General features: G+C 53.0%; 20 protein-coding genes and 1 tRNA gene. 11 read left to right on the forward strand and 10 right to left on the reverse strand.

Annotated features, from left to right (window positions below; translation table 11 throughout):
• The first annotated feature begins 376 nt into the window (after nt 1–376).
• The 3 genes from BMW46_RS05420 (at nt 377) to BMW46_RS05430 (ending at nt 3,566) form a co-directional block, all read left to right on the forward strand.
• Nucleotides 377–1,159, forward strand: coding sequence for a hypothetical protein (locus BMW46_RS05420; RefSeq protein WP_074705757.1), 783 nt, complete (start codon nt 377–379; stop codon nt 1,157–1,159).
• Between the two features lie 241 nt (nt 1,160–1,400).
• Entirely contained in the window at nt 1,401–2,957 is a 1,557-nt protein-coding gene (locus BMW46_RS05425; protein ID WP_074705759.1) for a DEAD/DEAH box helicase, read from the forward strand.
• Nucleotides 2,958–3,011: 54 nt separating this feature from the next.
• The gene (locus BMW46_RS05430) at nt 3,012–3,566 is read left to right on the forward strand and encodes a cob(I)yrinic acid a,c-diamide adenosyltransferase (protein WP_074706561.1); all 555 of its coding nucleotides are present in this window, start codon (nt 3,012–3,014) and stop codon (nt 3,564–3,566) included.
• Nucleotides 3,567–3,586: 20 nt separating this feature from the next.
• On the opposite strand, the gene lspA is transcribed toward BMW46_RS05430, so the two are convergent.
• From lspA to BMW46_RS05445, 3 genes are read right to left on the reverse strand one after another with little or no spacing between them, the layout of a single operon-like run.
• On the reverse strand, nt 3,587–4,069 hold the full coding sequence (gene lspA, locus BMW46_RS05435; RefSeq protein WP_074705761.1) for a signal peptidase II: 483 nt from the start codon (nt 4,067–4,069) through the stop codon (nt 3,587–3,589).
• A gap of 27 nt (nt 4,070–4,096) precedes the next feature.
• A complete protein-coding gene (ileS, locus tag BMW46_RS05440; protein ID WP_074705763.1) occupies nt 4,097–6,928 on the reverse strand; it encodes an isoleucine--tRNA ligase in 2,832 nt (943 codons plus the stop codon).
• A 30-nt stretch (nt 6,929–6,958) separates the two neighbouring features.
• Nucleotides 6,959–7,966 (reverse strand): bifunctional riboflavin kinase/FAD synthetase, encoded by a 1,008-nt coding sequence (locus tag BMW46_RS05445; protein ID WP_074705765.1) that lies wholly within the window; start codon nt 7,964–7,966, stop codon nt 6,959–6,961.
• A 337-nt stretch (nt 7,967–8,303) separates the two neighbouring features.
• Here BMW46_RS05445 and BMW46_RS05450 point away from each other — a divergent pair.
• Nucleotides 8,304–8,379: transfer RNA gene (locus BMW46_RS05450), tRNA-Phe, on the forward strand.
• Nucleotides 8,380–8,459: 80 nt separating this feature from the next.
• Here the strand turns inward: BMW46_RS05450 and BMW46_RS15540 are convergent.
• The 3 genes from BMW46_RS15540 to BMW46_RS05460 are packed head-to-tail and all read right to left on the reverse strand — an operon-like array spanning nt 8,460 to nt 10,033.
• Nucleotides 8,460–8,810, reverse strand: coding sequence for a tyrosine-type recombinase/integrase (locus BMW46_RS15540; protein WP_218141766.1), 351 nt, complete (start codon nt 8,808–8,810; stop codon nt 8,460–8,462).
• Nucleotides 8,783–9,652 carry a tyrosine-type recombinase/integrase gene (locus tag BMW46_RS05455; protein ID WP_218141757.1) on the reverse strand — a complete coding sequence of 290 codons (870 nt, stop codon included), beginning with the start codon at nt 9,650–9,652 and terminating at the stop codon, nt 8,783–8,785. Before BMW46_RS05455 ends, BMW46_RS15540 begins: the two co-directional genes overlap by 28 nt.
• 9 nt (nt 9,653–9,661) lie before the next feature.
• Nucleotides 9,662–10,033 carry a hypothetical protein gene (locus BMW46_RS05460; protein ID WP_074705767.1) on the reverse strand — a complete coding sequence of 124 codons (372 nt, stop codon included), beginning with the start codon at nt 10,031–10,033 and terminating at the stop codon, nt 9,662–9,664.
• A gap of 145 nt (nt 10,034–10,178) precedes the next feature.
• Between BMW46_RS05460 and BMW46_RS15760 the strand changes: the two genes are divergently transcribed.
• Nucleotides 10,179–10,976 (forward strand): SOS response-associated peptidase, encoded by a 798-nt coding sequence (locus BMW46_RS15760; protein WP_143121411.1) that lies wholly within the window; start codon nt 10,179–10,181, stop codon nt 10,974–10,976.
• A 211-nt stretch (nt 10,977–11,187) separates the two neighbouring features.
• On the opposite strand, the gene BMW46_RS05475 is transcribed toward BMW46_RS15760, so the two are convergent.
• Both BMW46_RS05475 and BMW46_RS05480 read right to left on the reverse strand, forming a co-directional pair.
• On the reverse strand, nt 11,188–11,466 hold the full coding sequence (locus BMW46_RS05475) for a hypothetical protein (RefSeq protein WP_074705769.1): 279 nt from the start codon (nt 11,464–11,466) through the stop codon (nt 11,188–11,190).
• A 39-nt stretch (nt 11,467–11,505) separates the two neighbouring features.
• Nucleotides 11,506–11,964: a hypothetical protein gene (locus BMW46_RS05480; protein ID WP_074705772.1), complete on the reverse strand. Its 459-nt coding sequence runs from the start codon at nt 11,962–11,964 to the stop codon at nt 11,506–11,508.
• A gap of 197 nt (nt 11,965–12,161) precedes the next feature.
• On the opposite strand from BMW46_RS05480, the gene BMW46_RS05485 reads away from it, so the two are divergent.
• Entirely contained in the window at nt 12,162–12,509 is a 348-nt protein-coding gene (locus BMW46_RS05485) for a type II toxin-antitoxin system RelE/ParE family toxin (RefSeq protein WP_074705789.1), read from the forward strand.
• Nucleotides 12,506–12,835 carry a helix-turn-helix domain-containing protein gene (locus BMW46_RS05490; protein WP_074705792.1) on the forward strand — a complete coding sequence of 110 codons (330 nt, stop codon included), beginning with the start codon at nt 12,506–12,508 and terminating at the stop codon, nt 12,833–12,835. Before BMW46_RS05485 ends, BMW46_RS05490 begins: the two co-directional genes overlap by 4 nt.
• A gap of 107 nt (nt 12,836–12,942) precedes the next feature.
• Here the strand turns inward: BMW46_RS05490 and BMW46_RS15765 are convergent, their stop codons facing one another.
• On the reverse strand, nt 12,943–13,134 hold the full coding sequence (locus BMW46_RS15765; RefSeq protein WP_256376966.1) for a hypothetical protein: 192 nt from the start codon (nt 13,132–13,134) through the stop codon (nt 12,943–12,945).
• Nucleotides 13,135–13,579: 445 nt separating this feature from the next.
• Here BMW46_RS15765 and BMW46_RS15770 point away from each other — a divergent pair, with 445 nt between their 5' ends.
• The 3 genes from BMW46_RS15770 (at nt 13,580) to BMW46_RS05505 (ending at nt 15,763) form a co-directional block, all read left to right on the forward strand.
• Entirely contained in the window at nt 13,580–13,702 is a 123-nt protein-coding gene (locus tag BMW46_RS15770; RefSeq protein ID WP_256376967.1) for a hypothetical protein, read from the forward strand.
• 414 nt (nt 13,703–14,116) lie between these two features.
• Nucleotides 14,117–15,325, forward strand: coding sequence for a hypothetical protein (locus BMW46_RS05500; protein ID WP_074705795.1), 1,209 nt, complete (start codon nt 14,117–14,119; stop codon nt 15,323–15,325).
• A gap of 6 nt (nt 15,326–15,331) precedes the next feature.
• Nucleotides 15,332–15,763 (forward strand): hypothetical protein, encoded by a 432-nt coding sequence (locus BMW46_RS05505; protein ID WP_074705797.1) that lies wholly within the window; start codon nt 15,332–15,334, stop codon nt 15,761–15,763.
• 87 nt (nt 15,764–15,850) lie between these two features.
• On the opposite strand, the gene BMW46_RS15330 is transcribed toward BMW46_RS05505, so the two are convergent.
• Nucleotides 15,851–16,066 carry a hypothetical protein gene (locus tag BMW46_RS15330; RefSeq protein ID WP_177171040.1) on the reverse strand — a complete coding sequence of 72 codons (216 nt, stop codon included), beginning with the start codon at nt 16,064–16,066 and terminating at the stop codon, nt 15,851–15,853.
• A 298-nt stretch (nt 16,067–16,364) separates the two neighbouring features.
• Between BMW46_RS15330 and BMW46_RS05510 the strand changes: the two genes are divergently transcribed.
• On the forward strand, nt 16,365–21,401 hold the full coding sequence (locus tag BMW46_RS05510; protein WP_074705799.1) for a hypothetical protein: 5,037 nt from the start codon (nt 16,365–16,367) through the stop codon (nt 21,399–21,401).
• The last annotated feature ends 2 nt before the right edge of the window (nt 21,402–21,403 follow it).

The following is a 21,403-nucleotide window of genomic DNA, read 5'->3' on the forward strand; positions in this document are numbered from 1 at the left end:
AAACCGACCTGAACGAGAGCATCAAGCAGGGCAAGATGGTGCTCAAGCCCGAAAAAAAGGATGATGACGACGAGGAAGAGGAAGACGAGGAGTAATAATCAGCCAATTCGCTGGCGGTTGTTACCCTTATTCCTTCAAGACGCCTGACAACAATACGAATAATTTTCCTGTTCAACCACTGTTTTCGGTAACAACCGGAAACAGTGGTTTTATTTCATGGAGATCTTGATTTCGTATTCTTGCCTATCTCCGCGCAGAAACGCGAAAAAGAAATCCTGGATGTATGGTATGGTTCACACTTTATAGTTGTTAAGCCTCGTGCCGGTTAAATTACCCACGGACTCTGGACAGCTGTCTCCAACACTAGATTCAAGAAATGTTACGTAACTTTCCCAAACCAGATACTCCCTATGCGCACAGAATGCGCGATTACTTTATCGCCACACTCACTTTTCTTTGTGTAGCGATCAGCCTGAATCTGGATGCAACTGGCAGTCTCTCGCAGCAAAACTTCATGGGATTGATCGCCTGGACGTTTCTGTTCGGACTGTTGATTGGCGAAAATAAAGAAGTGCGGATGCAAGTGATCATTGCGGTCGCTTTCGCTACTGCGGGTGAGCATTTTGCTTCCATTTATATGCAGGGCTACACTTATCGTTTTGGAAATGTGCCCGCCTACGTGCCTCCCGGGCATGGCATGGTTTATCTTACCGCAGTCGCCCTGGCCCGCTCCGGCCTCTTCCTGAAGTATTCTCGGAAAATAGCGGCTTTCGTGGTCCTGACTTGCGGTATCTGGTCGCTCTGGGGGATCAGCGGATACCCTGAGCAGGGAGATCAGGTAGGGGCACTGCTATTTTGCGTGTTTCTGATATATCTGTTCAAAGGCCGCTCCCCAATGGTTTATCTGGCAGCCTTTTTTATTACCACCTGGCTGGAGTTGATTGGCACCGCAGCCGGAACATGGAAGTGGGCTACGATAGAGCCTGTCCTCAGCTTATCCCAGGGAAATCCGCCAAGCGGTGTAGCGGCCTGGTATTGCCTCGTTGATGCGGTAGCGATTGGCGGCGCACCAATATTATTGCGTGTTTTCACGAAAAGCGGTGAATGGATCAAAGGAACCAAACCCGAAAGTATTCGCCAGCAAGCAAGAAATGATTAAGAATGAATGAATTTTATAATTCGCAGATAGTCTAAACTTTAGAGTATTGGCCGACGTTAATACTGATACACCTCTTAATAAATTCGACTCGTCATAAATAGACCAATGCTGTTTAACGCTCTACATAGCGTTATGTCTTTTCATCTTCTACAACCATTGTTGTACACCATTTCCTTATTTATAAATTATCCTCTTCCGCCCGCGTCGACATCTCTTGTCATGCGGTCTCGAAGTATTGAATATGTCGTTTACCGAACTTAATTTAACGCCCGAGATTCTGCGTGCCATAGCAGATCAAGGCTATACCGACCCAACTCCGATTCAGACCCAGGCAATTCCCCCTATCCTCGAAGGCAGGGATATCATGGGCGCAGCACAGACAGGTACCGGCAAGACTGCGAGTTTTACATTGCCAATGTTAAATCTCCTGCAATCCGGCGCTAACACCAGCGCCTCTCCCGCCCGACATCCCATCCGTACGCTGATTCTCGTTCCCACGCGCGAACTCGCTATCCAGGTGCACGAGAGCGTAAAAACGTATGGCAAGTATCTTCCACTGAGATATGCCGCAGTTTACGGCGGGGTGGATATGGAACCGCAAGCTCGAGAGTTGCGGGCGGGAGTAGAAATTCTGGTGGCTACGCCGGGACGACTCCTGGATCATGTTCAGCAGAAGGCAATCAACTTATCCAAGGTAGAGATTCTCATACTGGATGAAGCGGACCGGATGCTCGACATGGGTTTTTTGCCGGATATCAAGCGCATTCTTGCATTGCTGCCGTCCGAACGCCAGAGCCTGATGTTTTCGGCCACATTTTCCGATGAGATCAAGAAACTTGCGGGGAAGCTTCTGAGAGAGCCGGTGCTGATCGAAGTCGCAAAGCGCAACACTATTACCGAATTGATAACTCATGTTGTACATCCTGTAGTTCGCGAGCGTAAGCGTGAATTGTTGGCGCACCTCATCAAATCGCAAGACCTGAAACAGGTTCTGGTATTCGCGCGAACCAAGCATGGAGCGAGCCGGCTGGCTCATCAACTGGAACGGGACCACATCAGTGCAACGGCGATTCATGGGGACAAAACCCAACCGCAGCGTACTGAAGCGCTAACAAAATTCAAACAGGGCGAGGTCTGTGTCCTGGTAGCGACCGACGTTGCTGCCAGAGGATTGGACATCGAAGAGCTGCCGCACGTGGTCAATTTCGAATTGCCGACAAATCCTGAGGATTACGTACATCGCATTGGCCGCACGGGCCGCGCTGGAACCAGGGGCGATGCCATATCACTCGTATGCGAGGATGAGGCGGAATTACTCAAAGGCATCGAGAAATTGCTCAAGTTGAAGGTGGAATCGAAAGTGGTTCCAGGTTTCGAGCCAGAAGCCACAGTTGCTCAAGGGGAAGCTGCCACATCGCACGGAAGAATCGACCATAGATCCAATCAATCGACGGAGAAGAAATCTGCCGGATCGCAGCCTCGCGGATTGCAACCGCGGAAACTGGAGCAGGCAAATTCAATTATGTCGCTTAATGGGACCAAGGGTAAAACTGGCAGGAGTTCCAAGGAGTATGCAGGCTCCCGCAAAACTGGCAAGTTGCCAGAGGACCCGCTCTTTACTCAACCCTATACACCGGCCACATTTTCCGAAGAGTCTTCGGACAGAACCAGTGCCAAGTCCGAAACATCCCTGCCGGAAAAACGGTTTGACTATTTCGGCCATAAGCAGCAAAAAAAACCCGTTGCCGCGTTATTCATGCCCCCACGCAGTCAAAGCAAGGAGGAGCAGGAAGGGTGAACCCAGATTGCCCGGTTAATGGAAATCACCTCGCAAGTTGATCAGACAATCCGTATGGGAAAGCGATTGACTAGGATTTATACGCGGACCGGTGATGACGGGACTACGGGGCTGGGGGACGGTACCCGCTCTTCCAAGCAGAGCTTGCGTATCGAAGCCATGGGCACGGTTGACGAGCTCAACAGTTTCATTGGCCTGTTGCTTGCGGAACCGCTGGATGGCGAAACCAGGATAAAACTGGAAGATATCCAGCACGACCTGTTCGATCTGGGTGGGGATCTGTGCATTCCAGGACGGGTCACTATTAATGTCGAACAGGCCAACCGCCTGGAGGCGCAACTGGACCATTACAACGACGCGTTACCGGCGCTCAGGGAATTCATACTTCCCGGTGGCACCCGCGCCGCTTCATTATGCCATGTTGCCCGGGCAGTTTGCCGACGCGCCGAAAGGCGGCTGGTAGAGCTCTACCAGGCAGAAACGTTAATTCCTGTACATCTTCAGTATCTAAACCGGCTCTCGGATTTCCTGTTTGTGCTATGCCGGTACCTGAATCGCCAACAAGGTGTGGAAGACGTGATGTGGCAACCGGGCAAGACGACCGTCTGAAACGTCTTCTTGCGCCGAAATCACCTGCTCTTTACGGTATCAGCGTCTTTTTGCCGAAAACCGTCTATCACCAGCAATATTGCCCCCAGCGAAATCGCTGAATCCGCCACGTTGAAGGCGGGCCAGTGATACCCTGCTACATGGAAATCCAGAAAGTCGACGACATGACCCAGGGTGGCGCGGTCCCACAAGTTTCCCAGGGCTCCACCGAGGATGAGGCTCAAGGCAATGCAGAATAGCCTGTCAGCGGCATGTTTGCGCAGCAAAAAAACGATTAATATAGAGGCGCCTGCGGAAACGGTTGTGAAAAACCAGCGCTGCCATCCTCCCGCCTCACTCAAGAAACTGAACGCGGCTCCCGCGTTATATGCCAGCACCAGATTGAAAAAACTGGTCAGCGGCACATGTTCACCATAATCCAATACGCCCTCTACCCAGCGCTTCGTGACGAAATCGAGCACCACTACAATCAGCGCAATAACCAGGCTTACCCACAGCTTCATATAAGCCTGTCCCCACAAGCAACTTGTTCAAGCATATCGTCTGACCTCGCCCGCCCCATACAGGTTGGATACGCATCGCCCGCAAATGGTCGGGTGCTCCCTGTCCACACCTACATCCTCCCGATAATGCCAGCACCGTTCGCATTTTGGATGGGCGCTGGGTGTTACAGCAATGCTTTCGCCCTCCAGTTTCTCAATGTGAACGGCCTGCGCCGCCGAGGTGATCATGACAAGCCGGAGATCATCGCCTAACGACTCCAGCAGAGAAAAATCATCTCCAGCAACTCGAATCTGCACCTCGGCTGCAAGCGAAGAACCGATCTTCCCCGAGGCGCGCGACTCCTCCAGGGCTTTTTGAACCTGCGAGCGCAATTCGCGTATCCTGCTCCAGCGCGTCACGAGCGCTTCCTCATCCGGCTGCGGCGGTAGCTCGTGCCACGTATGCAGGAAAATGCTGTTCTCCGAATCACCGTGGAGATATTGCCATACCTCTTCGGAAGTAAAGCTGAGGATGGGCGCAAACAAGCGGACCAGGCTATGGGCAATGTGATAAAGCGCGCTTTGGGCGGAACGACGCGGGAGACCGTTGGCGCTGGCTGTATATAGCCTGTCCTTGAGGACGTCGAGATAAAAACCGCCGAGGTCCTCGGAACAGAAGTTATGCAAGCGATGCACGATCAAATGAAAGTCAAAGTTGCGGTAGTCTTCCACCACTTCATCCTGAAGCCTTCTCGTGAAGGCCAGCATGTAACGGTCTATTTCCAGCCATTGCTCAATGGGCACGGCATCGGTTGATGAATCAAAATCTGCAAGATTGGCAAGCAGAAAACGCAGCGTATTGCGTATCCGCCGATAACTCTCCACCACCCGCTTCAGGATTTCATCCGATATCGAAAGCTCTCCCGAATAATCCGTAGACCCCACCCATAATCGCAGGATATCCGCCCCCGACGTATCCATCACCTTCTGCGGCGCAATCACATTTCCTCTGGATTTGCTCATCTTATGGCCGTGCCCGTCCACCACGAAGCCATGCGTGAGCAGGGCATCATAAGGGGCGCGCCCGTCAATCGCGCAACCGGTGAGCAAGGAGGACTGGAACCAGCCGCGGTGCTGGTCCGACCCCTCCAGGTAAAGGTCGGCCGGATACCTCAATTGCGGGTCAGGCTTCAGAACCGTATCGTGCGTCGTACCCGAATCAAACCACACATCCAGCGTATCCGTAAGCTTCTTGTAATCTTTCGCTTCCTCTCCCAGGAGTTCCTTCGCATCCAGGCGAAACCATGCTTCAATCCCTTCCTGCTCCACCCGTTGAGCAACCTGCTCCAGCAGTTCGCTCGTGCGCGGGTGCAGTTCATGGGTTTCCTTGTTGACGAAAAGCGCCATCGGCACACCCCAGTTGCGTTGGCGCGAAATGCACCAGTCCGGTCGGTTGTTCACCATCGCTTCCAGCCGGGCTCTTCCCCAGGACGGGTAAAAGGCGGTGGCCTCTACTGCGGCTGTCGCCGATTCGCGCAGCGATCGCGCAACTTCACTATGATTCTTACGCGAGACTTCCTTGTCCATGGATATAAACCACTGCGGTGTCGCGCGGAAGATGATCGGTGTTCGATGCCGCCAGCAGTGCGGGTAGCTGTGTTGAAGCTTTTCGTTTTTCAACAAAAGCCCGTTCTTCTCCAATGTCTGTATCACCACCTCGTTCGCCTTCCATACGGAAAGCCCGCCGACGAGCGATACAGAATCGAAGAAGTGTCCGTCATCCCCCACCGGGTTATCCACCGGCAAGCCGTACTTCTGGCCCACCACATAATCGTCCACCCCATGCGCAGGAGCGGTATGCACCGCACCTGTTCCCGCATCCATGGTGACATGTTCTCCCAGAATGATGGGCACCTGCCGGGGGTAAAACGGATGCTGCAGCAGCATGTGTTCTAAGGCAGCACCCGTACATCTGGCCGCAATACGCACGCCAGCTTTTGCGATTCCGTAGCGCAGCAAAGCACTGTCAACAAGGGCATCGGCCAGAAGTAAGAACTCACTTCCGGTGTCGATTGCAACGTATTCTTCACCAGGATTCAAACTCACCGCCTGGTTAGCCGGCAAGGTCCATGGGGTAGTCGTCCAGATAACGACATAAACGGGTTTGTCATCATGGATAACCGGAGGCAGCAAACCCTCCGATGGCTTCGAGACTTTTTGCCAGAATGCAGCCGGATCAGCCACCTTGAATTTCACGTCTATCGCAGCCGAGGTCTTGTCCTCATATTCGACTTCCGCTTCGGCCAATGCCGAGCCGCAATCGATACACCAGTTGACCGGCTTTTGCCCCTGGTAGAGATAGCCGTTTTCATGGATTTTGCCCAGCGCACGGATAATGCCTGCCTCCGTGCAATAATTCATGGTGAGGTAAGGGTTATCCCAATCGCCCAGGACACCGAGGCGGATGAAATCGGCTTTCTGCCGCGCAACCTGCTCCTTCGCAAAAGCGCGGCATAGCTCGCGCACCTTGTCCCCCGCCAAATTCTTGCCATACTTCTTTTCGATCTGATGCTCGATTGGCAAGCCATGGCAATCCCAGCCCGGCACATAGGGCGCATCGAAGCCAGCCAAGGTCTTCGACTTGACGATGATGTCTTTCAGTATCTTGTTGACTGCATGGCCGATGTGTATATCTCCGTTGGCATACGGCGGTCCATCATGCAGCACGAACTTGGGGCGGCCTTTGCAGACTTCCCGGATTCTCTGATAAAGATTCTTTTCTTCCCATGCTTTAAGCATTACAGGCTCTCGCTTCGCGAGATCGCCGCGCATCGGGAAAGGCGTATCGGGCAGGTTCAGCGTTTTTTTATAGTCGGTCATGAAATATCGAAAAAGTAGCGAATGGCAGCCTTATCTTTGCACAAGCTTCTTTTCAGAAAGAGCGGGCGGCTCGGATAACGAGGAGAAGTATTTATTTGCATTGTCTATATCCCGGCCAATCTGTCTGGTCAGCGCCTCGAGGTCGGAATATTTTTCCTCATCACGCAGCTTGTGAAGAAAATGCACCCGCAAATGGCGGCCATAAATTTCCTGGTCGAAATCGAACAGGTGAACCTCCAGCACCGGCTTGCCATGCTCATGCACAGTGGGACGCACGCCGAGGCTTGCAACCCCCCGCAGTGTATCCAATGAAGGCACTTCCAATGACGAGGGCGTCTCGTTCCCCGAAGCTTCCATTTCGACTTCAACGGCAAAGATTCCCGCCAGGGGCGGGCGATTATGTTTGAGCTGAATATTCGCTGTAGGAAATCCGATTTTCTTGCCCAGCTTGTCGCCATCCACCACGCGCCCGCTAATACTGTAGAAACGCCCCAGCAGACATTTGACCAGCTCAAGATCACCCGCCGCCAATGCTTCGCGAACGGCCGTGCTTGAAACGCGCAGGCCGTTTACGGTAAAGCCCGGCATTTCTTCCACCTCGAAACCACACTCTGCCGAAAATGCCTTGAGCATCTCATAATCACCGGCACGGCGGGCACCGAAGCGAAAGTCGTCTCCCACCAGAACCCAGCGCGCAGCCAGACCATGCTGAAGGATGCGGACAATAAAATCCTCCGCCTGGATTCTGGCAAAATCGAAATCGAAGCGGCAAATATGCACCCGCTCCACCCCGGCTGCCGCCAGCAACTCCAGCTTTTCCCGCAGGCTGGTGAGCCGCGTAGGCGCCTTATCCGGAGCGAAAAACTCGCGCGGATGCGGTTCGAAAATCATGACACAGGATTCGAGACCAAGCCGGTCAGCTGCCTTTTTCAGGCGCGCAAGCATCGCCTGGTGCCCCAGATGCACCCCATCGAAATTGCCGATGGTGAGCGCAACCGGCGCATCAGCCTGAACGGGAGTGCCGTGGGAAATGCGCATCTATTGCTGCTAAAATGCTGAATTGTAGCCTGTTTGGACGAGTTTCAGACAGCAGATTTCAGGCGGTTAATGCTCCGAGGTGCGGGAGCAAGAAATTCTACTGTTTTTAAGAGACTGGATACTCTGCTGCAACCGACCATCCCTGATTGTATTTCGTGTTTGCAAGAGACGGTCAAGAGGTGAAACAGGAACGTAGTTCGGCAAGAGAATACCTTTCTACGGTTGCTCCAGTTTTTAATCTTGTACGCTGGATTCCAACAGAGTTGGCACTATGCTACAATCTCGCCGATTAAAAACCTGTACCTGAATCGACTGTTACAGGATAATCGTTTTAATAGGCCAAGTAGCTCAGTCGGTAGAGCAGAGGACTGAAAATCCTTGTGTCGGTGGTTCGATTCCGCCCTTGGCCACCATTAATTCAGAGGGTTAGCAGATTCAAGATCTGAAAAACCTTTTGCTTTGTGTAATTCTTGTGTAATTGTGACGAGAATTACTACTTAATCTTCAGATATCGATCCTCAAGTTTATCCATCGCTGTCTTGATATGTTCGCCGTTCTGGTGGGCATAACGTTCAACCATTATTAGGGTCTTGTGACCTGAAATCCTTTTTACCGTAGGCAGGTCCACTCCAGCCTGGACCAAGTGTGTGATAGCGGTATGGCGTAGCGTGTGCCGCACAACTTCGTCAGGATCCATTCCGGCGGCGGAAACTACACGACGAAACGGTTTGCGAATATCCATCGTGTGTCCTTCTTTTGCGCTTGGAGAAGGAAACAACCATGGAGTACCTTTCTGCAATCCAGTCATGTAACCCTCTAGAAATTCTGCCAGTTGCCGGGTAATAGGCTGCTCACGTGCTCCCCCTTCGCGTTTGGAATGTAAATTGTTCGTTGCTTTAAATTAACGTTCTCGCGCCTAATTTCCAAAATTTCCATTCGACGCATAGAAGTCCCTAGGCCAATAACTATAAAGGGGTATATCTGAGGATTCTGGTCTTGCTTGGCACATTCAATTAGTCGTTTAATCTGCTCAACCGGGAGGTATGTAATTCTGCTTTGTTCCTCCCGGCATCGCTTGATAACAGCTGGCCGCCGATCAATCCATCCCCATTCGACTGCCTTATTACATAAATGCGAAATCACAGCCAACTCCCGGTTTACCGTACCTGGGCTCGTGGTTTTTAGCTTGGTCGCGTCTTTAGGTTTTTGCTTCACCCCGCCACACATAGCGACTTCAAGAAGCCGATGTTTTTTATACCGCTCGATGTCAAAAGAAGTGATTTTTGAAAGTGGGAAGCCTCTAAAAAACGGAACTACATGCAACGACAGGCGCCGCCGCTTCATCAAAAGGTCTTTTCCCCCTTCTTGTTCCAGTTTGGCTAAGTATCTCTCCGCCGCTTCCTCAAACCCAAGAACAATTTTTCGACGTTTTGGCAAATTGAGCCTGCCGGATTTGGCGTCCTGTCGCGCCTTTTCGATAAATTCTTCTGCCTGCGTGCGGGTAGTGCTATCCGATTCACGTCCGATTACACGGTGAATCCGTTGGCCGTCCACCATCACATTAACGGTAAATACGCCATCATTGTTTTTGTCCCGGTGAAAGGTTATACCGTGCTCGGTAATTTTTTCACCTGGCTTCAGCTTACGCATTGCCTGACGGGAAAGCTTGTTATAGTTTTTGGCCATAAAATCCCCTCATTTGTTAAGGGTGAGGTTCTTGTAAACGGCTGAGTCAAGTTCATCCTTCGAACCGGAGCCCAGCGCGTAAGCTTTAATCTCATCCCAGCATTTCCGAATAAGTTCTATAGAGTATTGATTGTCATTCTTTAAACGAACGGGTTCGTTAAGCTCCTTCACATCTTGCTGATAAGTACAGATAACGCCCCAGATCAGTTGTTCGTCATAGGTCAGCAAATTAGGAAACCATATTGCTAACCTAAAGACCCTGTCCGCTTCTGTGAGACCCCATAGATCCAACCCCGCATCACTGACTGTTTTGCCCCTCTTATGCTCTTTTGGCTCTTCCAGATACACTGTGGAAAGAGATTGCTCGATAGCCCATTCCACATAGTTCGCCAGGGAGGGTGGGTATGCAGCCTTACCTCATTGTGTGTTGTCAAGTCAGAGCTACATAAGTTTATCCACACATGCCGTTAGGTTACTTTGCGACTTATTGGCGCAATTTAAAGGTTCCAATAACGGCGATTTGTGTATGACGTGGACTCTCATGGAAAAGCGCAACTGGAAGTCGCGCGACACGTTGAACAAAGCCCGACGTGAGCTCCTGGAAAAGGAGTTTATTATTATGTCCCGTGCCGGTGATCTTAAGCGTCCGACCTTATATGCGCTGACCTTTTTTGCTATTGATGAGTGCGGTGGAAAGCTGGACATAAATGCAACTGAAAGGCCATTGAGCCTTTGGCGCCTACATGAGCCGCTTCCTCCTTTCAAAATAAATGCAGTTACACGCTCGGCGAGCCAAAAAGCCGTAAATAGCACGTGTAACGTGGGGCACAAAACGCCAAACATGGAATATCGCACGCCGAAGGAGGCGCAAGACAGGAAGCGGCCCTGGATCAATGCCAGGGTGGAAAAAGCGCTAACCGGAAGCTACTTCCGCCACATGTTCCGTCAGGGGCGAGTCATCATTCCCGGGGGTGGCCGGTTCGAGTGGACGCTCGAGCAGGGTAGGAAGCAGCCCTGGTATATCTCTCGTCGGGACAAAAAACCCATCTTCATGGCGGGGATCACCAACTTCAGGCCGGGCATCCAGCAGAGTGTTGAAGTCGGGTTCGTCATCGTCACTGAAGACTCGGGCAGCGGCATGGTGGACATCCATGATCGCAGGCCCGTCGTGCTGGAGCCGGAGGACGCGTGGCGCTGGATGGACCCTGATACGCCAGTAGAGGAAGCGGCGCACATTGCCCAGTCACGCTCCTTGCCATCCGAAGTCTTCACCTGGTGGAAGGTTGGCAGGCACTCAATCGTCCAGGTCCAAACAACAACATGAAAGAATTGCTTGCACCCATAGGCGTTGAATAACTGAATCCGAGCTGACGGTGTGATGTACAATCAGTCTCCAAGGGTCGCCTTGGCTTGCGTTCGGCGCGAATTAAACGCGCCACTGTCCTCAAGCCAATCTCGGCCCTTTGCCGTTCTTCCTGTGGGCAGAGCAAGTTATCTATGGTCCAGATGAGCTGTTGGGATTTTGAGTAGGGTGATCACCTGCATTTCAAACGTTTGGTCCGATGCCCAATAGTGAGAACGCGTCCATCATGGCTACTTTCTACCTTATAGGCGTCGAGATACTCGGTCATCTTGCGTACCGGAGCTCGACCGAATGCTCGTTCCATAGCGCGAATGCTGGCGCGGCTGAAATACAGCAGTATGCCCCCATTTCCATCATATTTTTCCTCGCCAAACTGATCCAGCCACTGCTCGATGAGCGGTGGGATACAGCGTTGCTGAGCGCGTACCGCTGCGTGGGAGCTCCTGGTCATGACTGTTGACGCTTGCGCTCGGTTTGAGACTTTCCGAACTCATCGTCGAGTTCTTGAATAAGCTTCTGTACCGCCTCCCTCCTTGCTCCGGCATTCATCCGCACGCTTCCATTCTTTATCTTCAGGACGCTTTATCCAGAGATCGCGCCATGCATTACGGCTAGTGCCCGCGATTGTATTAGCCAGGCTCCCTGGGGAAATCGGCTTTCCGTGATAGACGATTTTGTCATCTTCAACCCCTGCGTAGAAGTAGGTGTCCTTGTACTGCATTCGAATTTGAGTCCCCTGCGGCAGAAACAGGTTTTTCCATTGGTAGCCGCGGATGGTGCTGCTAACTTCTTCCAGCAGCTCAGGTTTCCAATCGGCATTATCCAGCCAGTATTGAATGGCAGTGGAAACCACTTCCACCGGATCCCGCGGGTCATTATTGCTCTGCAGAAAGTTTGCCAGCTCCAGAAATTGATCTGTTTGAATTGGAATTGATATACAGGATTTCATGCTTCGCTTCTCCGTTATTTTTTCATTATTGAGATTGGAGCAGGCAGTATAAATAACTTGTCAAGGCATGTAAAGTACATAAAAGACAACAAAAGAATTAAAAAGCACGATGAAAACGTAAGCCTATCGAGCAGGTAGGATAAATTGAGGATTGCCTTATGTTGTCATATATGACAACATAAGCATGGAGGTCAGAAGTGACAAGAACAACACGGCCTATTTCCTGGGTAGCTGCTGCTCGCAAGGAATTTGAGAGTTTCCCGGAAGGGGCAAAAACGATCTGCCTGACGGCGTTAAGCATAGCGGCAGATGGCGGCAAGGCTGACATTACCAAACCACTGAAGGGCTTGGGATCTGGTGTTATGGAAATTGCGTTGCCCTATCGGGGCAATGCATATCGGGTAGTGTATGCGGTGCAGATTGGCGTGGAATTATGGGTCGTGCACGCTTTTAAGAAGAAATCCACCCAAGGGATCAAGACTCCGAAGCACGAGATTGACTTGGTTGTGGAACGAGTAAAACGGTTGAAGGAGATGTTGCGATGATGCATGAACTGGAAGTGATCCGGGGCAGCGGAAATGTCTTCCGCGATCTTGATCAGGTGGATGCCGATGTGAAGCAACTAAAGGCACTGCTGGCAGCTGAGATTATTAAAACGCTAGATCATGAAGGGATGACCGTGCGGGCAGCCCATGCACGCACCGGCATTGCAGCGGCAGATTTCTCCCGCATCCGCAACGCGGATCTCGGACGCTTCACAGTGGATCGCCTGGTTGGAATTATTAATCGCCTCGGCGCACGTGTCGAAATCAAGTTGAAGGTTAGGCGCACCGCCCCGCACACTGGCCATCCCACGTCCCCCCATACTTAACCGTTCGGCTATATGTCAAGGGTACGGTACACATATAGGAGAAAACGCAATGAACAATAACAATAAAGTTGACGTACTTAGGGTAGCGGCAGAAAAAATGATGGCGGCTATCGCCGCAAAACTCTTAGATGAGGGCAACCCAGAGCGGTGGAATTATCGAGCGATTCCATCGCTGCCTTTAGATACTCGACTGCCAATTCACGGTCAACGCTCAGTTCCGCGATTTCTCGTTCGTGGTGGGAGATCATCTTTGCGGAATCAAGCACAGGATCGGGGTGGCCGGATATTTCTCCATACACTCAAGGCTGCTTGTGCAACGAAGGCCTTCCCTCGTACAAGCATCGCAATCTTGGGCGCAATTAAGAATTTTAGGAGGAGGAGGTTGTTTGCGTGTGCCTGTTGGGGGTGGTGTTGGGGGTCCTATCACACCGGGAATATTCTGGGTTTTAGATTGATGTGCTACAGGTGGATCAGCTGCAGCTATTGACAACATAGCGGAAAGCCCGAAAAAGCTTACCAATTGTGTAGTTTGAATTAACCTTCTTGTTTTCATTTTTCTCCTCTATCTGTTCAGGTGAATAAAAAATCGATTTGGTACCAAAAAGATTAACCCGTCTACGATGATGTTCCGTACCAAGTTTTACTATAGTCGACGCCTTTAAAGAATCAACGCGGAATAGAGAACATCAATGCTCGCCTCGCTGCGCACCAGGCATGGTCTTCGCCGTACTCGGGAAGACCGACATGGCGCGGGCCATCGCCTTCGACGCTCTTGACCTCGCAAAGAAGATCAAGCCAGATCAAGCTAAGGCTTGGATGAAGGGTCTCGGCGACAACGGCGAGGACGAAGGACCAGAAAAACCTTGAACATCAAAGTATTGAGAATAATATAGAAGCAATTAGGTAGTATGACTCGAATACTGAAAATCCTTGTGTCGGTGGTTCGATTCCGCCCTTGCCACCAAAATTCCAACCCCCACCACTCTCAGTTGGTGGTTTTATACTATCCATTTGTGCTAACTCCCGTGTTCTCACGGACCCCTGCGGAATCCTGTGGATTTCGCTGGTCACCCCATCTGACCGGAAAGGCGCCTCGGCCTTTCCTCTCTGCCAGAGGGACCTCCCGTTTTCGCCCGAAGTCCGCAAAGCGCACAAACAAAGAGTAAGTCGAGACCGCCAGGACGCTCCAAGCCGCTTCGGTTCAGATGTTTCCGTCAAGCTTTGTCGTAGGGGCGGCTGGCTGACACTAGATGAGATCGAACGTGAGGGGATATGCGAACAATGACGCTAGCTTGGAGTAAGAGCGATGAGCAGGGGCGCTTGCCAGCACGGGAGATTCCTCGCAATTGCGGTCAACTGCTTGGTCGTCTCGATGCGCTACTGCCGTTTCTGTATATCGCGCAGTATGGTGCGTCGGGACGAGACCTGCGCGCCAGAATGACGGATATTGTGCCGGGCCTCTTCGCCGTCGGCGCACGCACGAGTGGGGATCGCCCGGGCATCGCACCACGCGTCGGTCTGATCCTTCCCTTGCGTTTGTGCCGCGACGAAAAGGCGCGCGCAGCGCTTCAGGAAATTCCAGTGCTGATTGGAGACCAGGAGCACCTCACGCTGTCGGACAAACGGCGCGCAGTTCAGGCGAAGCTCCATGAAGCGTTTAGAGGTGATCTGATGATTGCCGACAAGGAAAGTCTGGATGGTTTCTTTGCGTTCAAGCCCGGCCCCGGCCTCTTCCGGAGGCTCCATGAGTCGTTCGACTACGTCACAGAAGTTATCGACAATCCGGCGGGAATCATTCGTGTCACAGGTATGGCACGCTTCCACTGGAGTACCTATGGTGAACTTATGGAGTGGTATCACGACCAGCGCGGATCGGACCGCCTCGGCGCATGGTCGGCACTCACGCCGTTTTTCGTCTCCGGCAACACGGGAGCGCTGCATTCCTACAGCACTGACCGGTGGGCGCGTGCAGGCTTGATCACGCCAGCGGGGGAGCCATTCAAGTGGTTCGTGATTCGCCCCGGCTTGCCCGATGCCAGGATCAGCATTCAGCTGGAGATGCAGGAATATGGATGGGCGAAGCTGCACCTGACACTCGATGCTGTCACGGCAACGATTTACCTGTCAGATGTATTTGACCCATTCAACGAGTTGATAGCGTGGGGCCGGGAAATCGACGAAGGAGACCTGCCGGTTCAGATCGAAATCGACGAGGAAGGGCAAGAAGCCGTGCTGACGGTGCTGCGCCCTGAGAACCCAGAGCGCGTCTTGCTGCGGGTGACCCGGAAATACTCGGACGAGGTCTTGCTGGAGGGCATCACGGCGCGCGCCACCCTGGCTGCCGCGTTGAAAGCCGAGTTGCGCCGCTTCTTCACAACGGAATTTGATCCGGAGCATTGGGACATGGGACGCGATGACGATCCCGAAGATGACTACATCCAGACCAAAGATCGGGTGCTGAACCATGCATGGCTCGCCCAGGAGGAATGATTCGCCATGACGGCCGGCAGTAACGCATCGTTCGTTCCCATCCTTACTGTAATGGTGGGCTATGGCAATGCGCCGTTCCTGTGGCTCGTCGATGACCCCGGACGCGCCGGGTCGGCACCAATATTTGCGATGGCGTCTGTTGGCGCGAGTCTTTTCCGATGTCAGAGGGGCTATGGCGGAAATTTGCAGACTGGGCCATCGAATTCGACCAGACAACGTTTTACTCAGATAACCCCCGATGCCAACGGCTGGGACTGGGCCGCGTTCCACGCATGCGGTCTGAAACTGGCGCGTTGGCTCAAGGAGGAGGTTGGCGATACTTACCGCATCGTTTATGAGAAGCCGTGCGAAGATCCTGAATATCAGGTTGATGAGCGTAGAGAAGTTCTAACCGATGGAACCTTCGTGCCACTACCTTCGTTTCGATCCAATCGATGAAGCACTTGGGCCTGATAGCAGTGCCCCATTTTGCTGCGCTAGCATCACCCGTTCTGGGTGAGTGGAGTTATCCTGGTTTAGCTTCACCTAAATTTCCCGCTCGGGAGATTCTCCTTGCAAGATGAGCAGAGTCCTTCGACGAGGATGCTGCTCGACCGTTTTTCGCCGGCTTGCTTCCGGAAGGCCGGCTGCCGCTTGATCGCACGCTAGTTCCACGTCTCGGGCCAGAATGATTTTGTCCTTCTGGACCATATCGGCAGCGAGTGTGTTGGCGTTGTTACCTTTCTCGAACAGGTCAGCCACTGCCCAGTCGAGTTCTGGCGAGGATGTAGAATCCGAGAAAGACCTCCACGTATACTCGACCCCGCATCATTACCTGTTGGTATGAACGTCTTCATAGATCAACTTCCCCCCAAAGTCCGCCATTAAAAAACCAAATCGGCAAAATCTCGAATAGAGCGCCAATCTGCCCCTATTCCCGAGTCTTGAAGCGCTAACGGTCTGTATATCCTTTTGGCTCAGCCGTACCAGCCTCTTCCTCTTCAAGCAGGAATCACCTGTTTGATCCTCATCGCCAATCTTTCAGGGATATGCATAAATCATGAATAATAATCGGGACTTCAGCATTGGTTTTTCCACCAATCTCGTTCGTGGTCTTAACCCGAACTGGCAGCCGCAGAAGAGGTTGCTCAACATCCTCTATTCCGCCGAACATCAGGCGATGGATTTAAAGCCCGTGGGGCCGGTCGAGCACCGGGGCTCGTGGTCTTACCCTGCGATTACGTTGCATGAAACGGCCCTGGAGTTGCTGGATGAGCTGATTCCGTATGAGGTCGTCAAGCCTTCCAGCGACATCGATGCTCCTTCCTTTGGGCCGGGCGCCTTGCTCGCGGGTGCTGTTGGCAGCCGGGCTTCCCTGGAAATACTTTCAAAAACCATCGGGGTGGATTTGACGAAGCCGGGATTAGGTTATGCGCTGGTCAAACTGGTAAGGGTGGATGGAGCGGATAACCATGCGTCGGAGGTGGGCGGCATTCTGGTACACGCGCGTCCCCGTCAGCCCGATCCCGAGTATGGGCTCACCTCTGCCTTCACTTCGGCTTCGACCAGGTTGCGGCATGCCGGGCGCAGCCGGCTGCAGGATTACGGCGATCAACTAACAAAGGATGATGCCAACAAGGTCCTCGATTCTTTCCGCGAATTTGGCACCCATTATGTTTCCGGTGTGGAGCTGGGCGATACCATCCTTCAGGTGTTTGCCTATCAGCCGGAACAGTTTGCGCGGATCAAGTCGGCTTATGCGGACGGCAGCAATCCGCTATCGGGTCATGGTTCGCAAAATTTTGTCCAGTTTACGACCGACCGCGCGGCCGGTATCTTCGGCTATGTGGAAGAGTATGGAAATATCATTTGCCTGAGTAATTCCGCTGTCTTCAATTCGACCCTGGAGCGGGGCGATTGGCTGGATAAGCTGTGGTCAAAAAAGAACAGCGTGTTCTCGCTGTTCAACGTCAACTCCCTTTTGTCGTTTGCCGATCTCCAGCAGGAATTCGCCCAGCAGACGGTGATAGGTGTGCGGCTTGCCAGCCTGAGCGTGATGATCGAGCAGAAGCGCGGGCTGATCTGGCAGCGCATCTTCAAAGGCGCGATGGCGCAGAAGTACCGTACGACGATACAGCCTAATTTTTCCATTTATGACCAGCGGGATTTCGTCCGCATGCTGCCACAGGATACCGCCGGGGTCGTGTCATTCCTTGCCAATCCCACTGTCAATGCGTATAAGGCACGTCTGGATCTCGCAGACATGCAACTCGTGGCTGCCGAAGAGGTGCAGGATTTCATCCTTCTTGCCAACGTATTGTCCGTGAGCAGCAATAAAACCACCGAGGTGCCCGGAAAAAAAGTGCGACTGTTCGGGCAGGTGCTGGATATGCGGGTGCAAGGCCAACCCAGGGCGATCTCCCTGGCGGATGAAGCATTTGAATCCCTGCAGTTGGGATGTGATGAGTTTCTGGGTGCCTTGGCAATCAGAAACCGTTCCGGTTCACGCTACAGTGTCATCGTGGATGGGCTCAGGTTCGACCTGGAAGGCGAAGGTCCGGAGGCAGTGCCTTTTGTCGCGGATGACGTGCGTGTTGTGCCTCCCGCTGAGGCGGTACCTTTGCTTGTGAACAGTCTTCAGTTTTCCATGACATTTGCCGAGGCGGTCATCAGTGACCAGTCGGGCAAAGCCAATGGTTGTCTCCAGCAGTTCGTGCGCGATTATCTGAACTGGCTGGCGGAATTTCTATCAGGCGCAAGCGGTAGCGAAGAGCTGATCGCCTTGCGCATCCGTGCGATGGATCTCGCCAGCTACGCCATCAATCCGGAATATGGCAGTTTCGTTCCGATTCTGCCTTACACAGACTACGAGCAGTATGTGCAAAGCATACTCAGCTATCTGGACAGGATACAGCTGCAGGTGGCGCAAAACGAACAGCGCATGGCCACTCGGCGCCTGGAAGAAAGGGTGATCGATGTCGGCAGGACGCTCAATGAGAACATCATCAAGTCGGGTGAACTGGTCAGCGATGTGATCAAGGCGAATGCCGAACAGCAGAGAGACCTGGAAGGATTCTACGATTCGCTGATTGCCCAGAGCAAGACCGAGGCCGACCAGCAGCAGAACAAGATCAACGACCTACGCGCCTCACTGTTCGAAGCCCAGGGAGAAGTGAACCTGGCGGTACAGAAATATAAATCCGCGGTGCAGCAGTGGCAAACCATGGAAGCGATCAAGTTCGGCCTGGAAGTGGCCACCAATCTGTTCAGCCTTGGCACTTCCATCGCCATTCCGGCATCCTCCATCTCCGCAGTGAAAGATCTTGGCCTCACCGTGCAACGCATCCAGAAGACGCTGAATGTGCTCAACGCCCTGTCCAAGCTCTATACCGGCGCGAGTACCGGTGCCAATGCTCTGGAAAACGCCCAGCACGCGCTGGATGATCTGGATGATGCGCAGTTCGGCAATCCATCGATGCTTTCCTGGGACGAAATGTCGATCCAGTTCAACCAGATCATGGCATCTGGGCCGGACATCAAACCGGAAAAGGCAAGGCTGCAAGCGGCTTTTGCCACGATGGTGCTGCGCGGCAAGGCTGTAACCAGCGCTGAATCCGCATTACACGCCCTGCAACGAGACATCTATACCAATCAGAAGCAGAAAGAGATCAACAGCCGTCAGGCAAAACGGCTGGAGGAATTGCAGCAGAAGCTGCATCCTGCCCAGGTGAAGGATCTGGACCGTTCCGCAATCGATCTGGTGGCGTTGACCGGGCACCTGACATTCATCCAGAACCAGATGCTCACAATTCTTGCCAAGGCATTCCTGATGCAGGACCTGGCGCTTCAATACGCCAACCTTCAGCCCGCCACACCCGTGCTGGCGTACAGTCTGCTGAAATTCAGTGCCGCGGTGGTTCAGCAGAAAGCCGCCACGCTGGAAGCCAAATCCCTGCTCGCCCAGTATCAGGTCACACGAACCAGGCCGATCGAATATGTTATCGAAGGGGTGAAGCCAGAGGAATTGACTGGCGGCAATATCTTTCGCACCACCATTTTCCTGGATGCGCCGGCATTCTACCAATACGTCAACGCCAGGATCGTTTCCGTGGTTGCTTCCGTGGAAGGTGTCAGGTCGACTGAAAGTGGTACTTATCTGCTGCGCCTGGCTTATAGCGGAACCCCCTTTCATGACCGCAACCTTCATCGCGATCCACTGACATTCCGCACGCCATGGCGCGAGCGCATATACAACTATAACGCCCAGGACAACTCGCCCAGGTTTTCCGACGGGGGGCAATCCTGGTCTGAAGGTGTAAGCCGGGTGACGCCCTTTTCCATCTGGGAGATTTCGCTGCCGAACACGAGCACGAACAAGGGCCTGCGGTTCGATGGCGATAGTTTGACGATCCGGTTGTCCTTCGTGCTGGAAGCAAGAATTGCGGATGCGCAGAAAGTCATGCAGCGCCGCGCCTTGAACCGCCTGCTCGCATCAGGTTTGCCCCCGGTGCTTGCGGCCCCGGCAGCTGAAGGTTTCCGCCCGCTGCTTGCTGCAGCTCCAGCTCCAACCTTGCCCTCCGCAGATACGTTGCTGAAGCAGATGTATGCTCAGGGAAGCTGCACCAACGGCTGGGATGTAGTGTTCAACATGAATCTGGAAGAGATCAACAGAGCGCTGAAGGACCAGTACGAAGCCCTGAAAAAGGACACGACCTACAAAAACAGAATCGTTGTCAACACCTCGGAGAAATACCCGGGCGATGTGACCGTGATCAATCGCTTTACCATCGAATACGGCTACCCCCTTCTAAATTTCAGCATCAATAACAACAATACAGCGATGCTGAGAATGGAGGTTTTGAACGGCTCAGTGCAGCGCTGTTCGAAAGTGGGTTCATTCCCTGAACAGTGCGATGCCCCCCAATCGATCGGCGGCGAAACTCTGACGGCGGTGATTCAACTGGCCAAGGTGGCAGGAACGGTCAAGATTGACAACAGCAATCACAACGTCTTGAAAGTGCAGCTCGACATGAAGGAGGGAACGTTCTCGATCAGCAACATCGATCTGAGCGACGCAACGAAGGTGGAATTCAACAAGGCGGTGAAGGAATACTTCGTCAATAACCCTGTGGTCTACCTGATCAATCAGCTCGACCTGACCGCTATTCCCACACTGGAGTCACTCAAGCCAAGCGATTTTATCTTCAAGCCGCTTCAGACACCCGGCAATAACGAGATGCTACAGCTCTTCATTATGACCGGAGGACGGGCGGCGCTGAATTACTCCCAGGCTTTTCTGAACAATATCCCTGAGCCGATTCCGCAGGGTCAGAGTAACAGCATGATCGTCCGCTCGGCGCTGATATTCAAGGATGTGCTTCCCCAAAGCTTGAGAAACAATGGCTGGGCGCTGCAAGGGGTCGATCCAGGCAGTTCAGCCAAGGCGTGGTCGGCTAAATTCACCAGTGCCAGCGTCACCGGCAGCGTGGACTTGAGCAAACTCAACCACACCTCGTCCACCAGCAGCGGTCATGGCAGTGGATCGATCACCCAGTATACCTACTCGATTCCGGGCGGAAACGACGTCTCCTGGTCGCTGGCGGACACCGCCATTGTCGTGCAGCCAAACGGGCAAATGTATTACAGCGGGTCGCGCGGGCAATCCCTGCAATACAACCAGCGTGCCTGCACGTCGTACTATCCCTGCTTGTGGAATTGCGACCCCCGCTGCAGCGATTCCAGGCTGGCAACGGACGTGACAATCGAGGTGAAAGCTGCGTTGCCGCTGAGTGTGGGTGGAAGCGGGCGCAACCAGACCATCGAGATCAAGACTTCCGGTCAGGGAGTTGTGGTCAGTGGTCACTTGTCGGGAGGAGGACCTAGCGGCTCTGACGATCTGGCCGCGCAGGTCAATCAGCAAATACAGAGCCAGGTGCCGACGCAGATTGCGGAAAAGCTGTCCATCCAGTTCGATTCCATTTCGGTATTCGCGCTGAAAAACCTGTTGTTCCCATCGAACAACTACATCTCGTTCAGCAGTTGTGGCGTGCCGGGCGACCTGATTCTCCTGGGCAACTTCAACTCGGCAAAATCCTAGGA

Origin of the sequence: Nitrosospira multiformis, from assembly GCF_900111585.1 — a bacterium.
Classification (GTDB): Bacteria; Pseudomonadota; Gammaproteobacteria; order Burkholderiales; family Nitrosomonadaceae; genus Nitrosospira; species Nitrosospira multiformis_B.

Coding starts and splice junctions, on each gene's coding strand:
- BMW46_RS05490 (WP_074705792.1), top strand. CDS start 12,506: ATGATGCATGAACTGGAAGTGATCCGGGGCAGCGGAAATGTCTTCCGC.
- BMW46_RS05455 (WP_218141757.1), bottom strand. CDS start 9,652: ATGGCCAAAAACTATAACAAGCTTTCCCGTCAGGCAATGCGTAAGCTG.
- BMW46_RS05430 (WP_074706561.1), top strand. CDS start 3,012: ATGGGAAAGCGATTGACTAGGATTTATACGCGGACCGGTGATGACGGG.
- BMW46_RS05475 (WP_074705769.1), bottom strand. CDS start 11,466: ATGACCAGGAGCTCCCACGCAGCGGTACGCGCTCAGCAACGCTGTATC.
- BMW46_RS15760 (WP_143121411.1), top strand. CDS start 10,179: ATGACGTGGACTCTCATGGAAAAGCGCAACTGGAAGTCGCGCGACACG.
- BMW46_RS05500 (WP_074705795.1), top strand. CDS start 14,117: ATGACGCTAGCTTGGAGTAAGAGCGATGAGCAGGGGCGCTTGCCAGCA.
- BMW46_RS05420 (WP_074705757.1), top strand. CDS start 377: ATGTTACGTAACTTTCCCAAACCAGATACTCCCTATGCGCACAGAATG.
- BMW46_RS05445 (WP_074705765.1), bottom strand. CDS start 7,966: ATGCGCATTTCCCACGGCACTCCCGTTCAGGCTGATGCGCCGGTTGCG.
- BMW46_RS05480 (WP_074705772.1), bottom strand. CDS start 11,964: ATGAAATCCTGTATATCAATTCCAATTCAAACAGATCAATTTCTGGAG.
- BMW46_RS15770 (WP_256376967.1), top strand. CDS start 13,580: ATGGCGCGGGCCATCGCCTTCGACGCTCTTGACCTCGCAAAGAAGATC.
- BMW46_RS05510 (WP_074705799.1), top strand. CDS start 16,365: ATGAATAATAATCGGGACTTCAGCATTGGTTTTTCCACCAATCTCGTT.
- BMW46_RS05505 (WP_074705797.1), top strand. CDS start 15,332: ATGACGGCCGGCAGTAACGCATCGTTCGTTCCCATCCTTACTGTAATG.
- lspA (WP_074705761.1), bottom strand. CDS start 4,069: ATGAAGCTGTGGGTAAGCCTGGTTATTGCGCTGATTGTAGTGGTGCTC.
- ileS (WP_074705763.1), bottom strand. CDS start 6,928: ATGACCGACTATAAAAAAACGCTGAACCTGCCCGATACGCCTTTCCCG.
- BMW46_RS05425 (WP_074705759.1), top strand. CDS start 1,401: ATGTCGTTTACCGAACTTAATTTAACGCCCGAGATTCTGCGTGCCATA.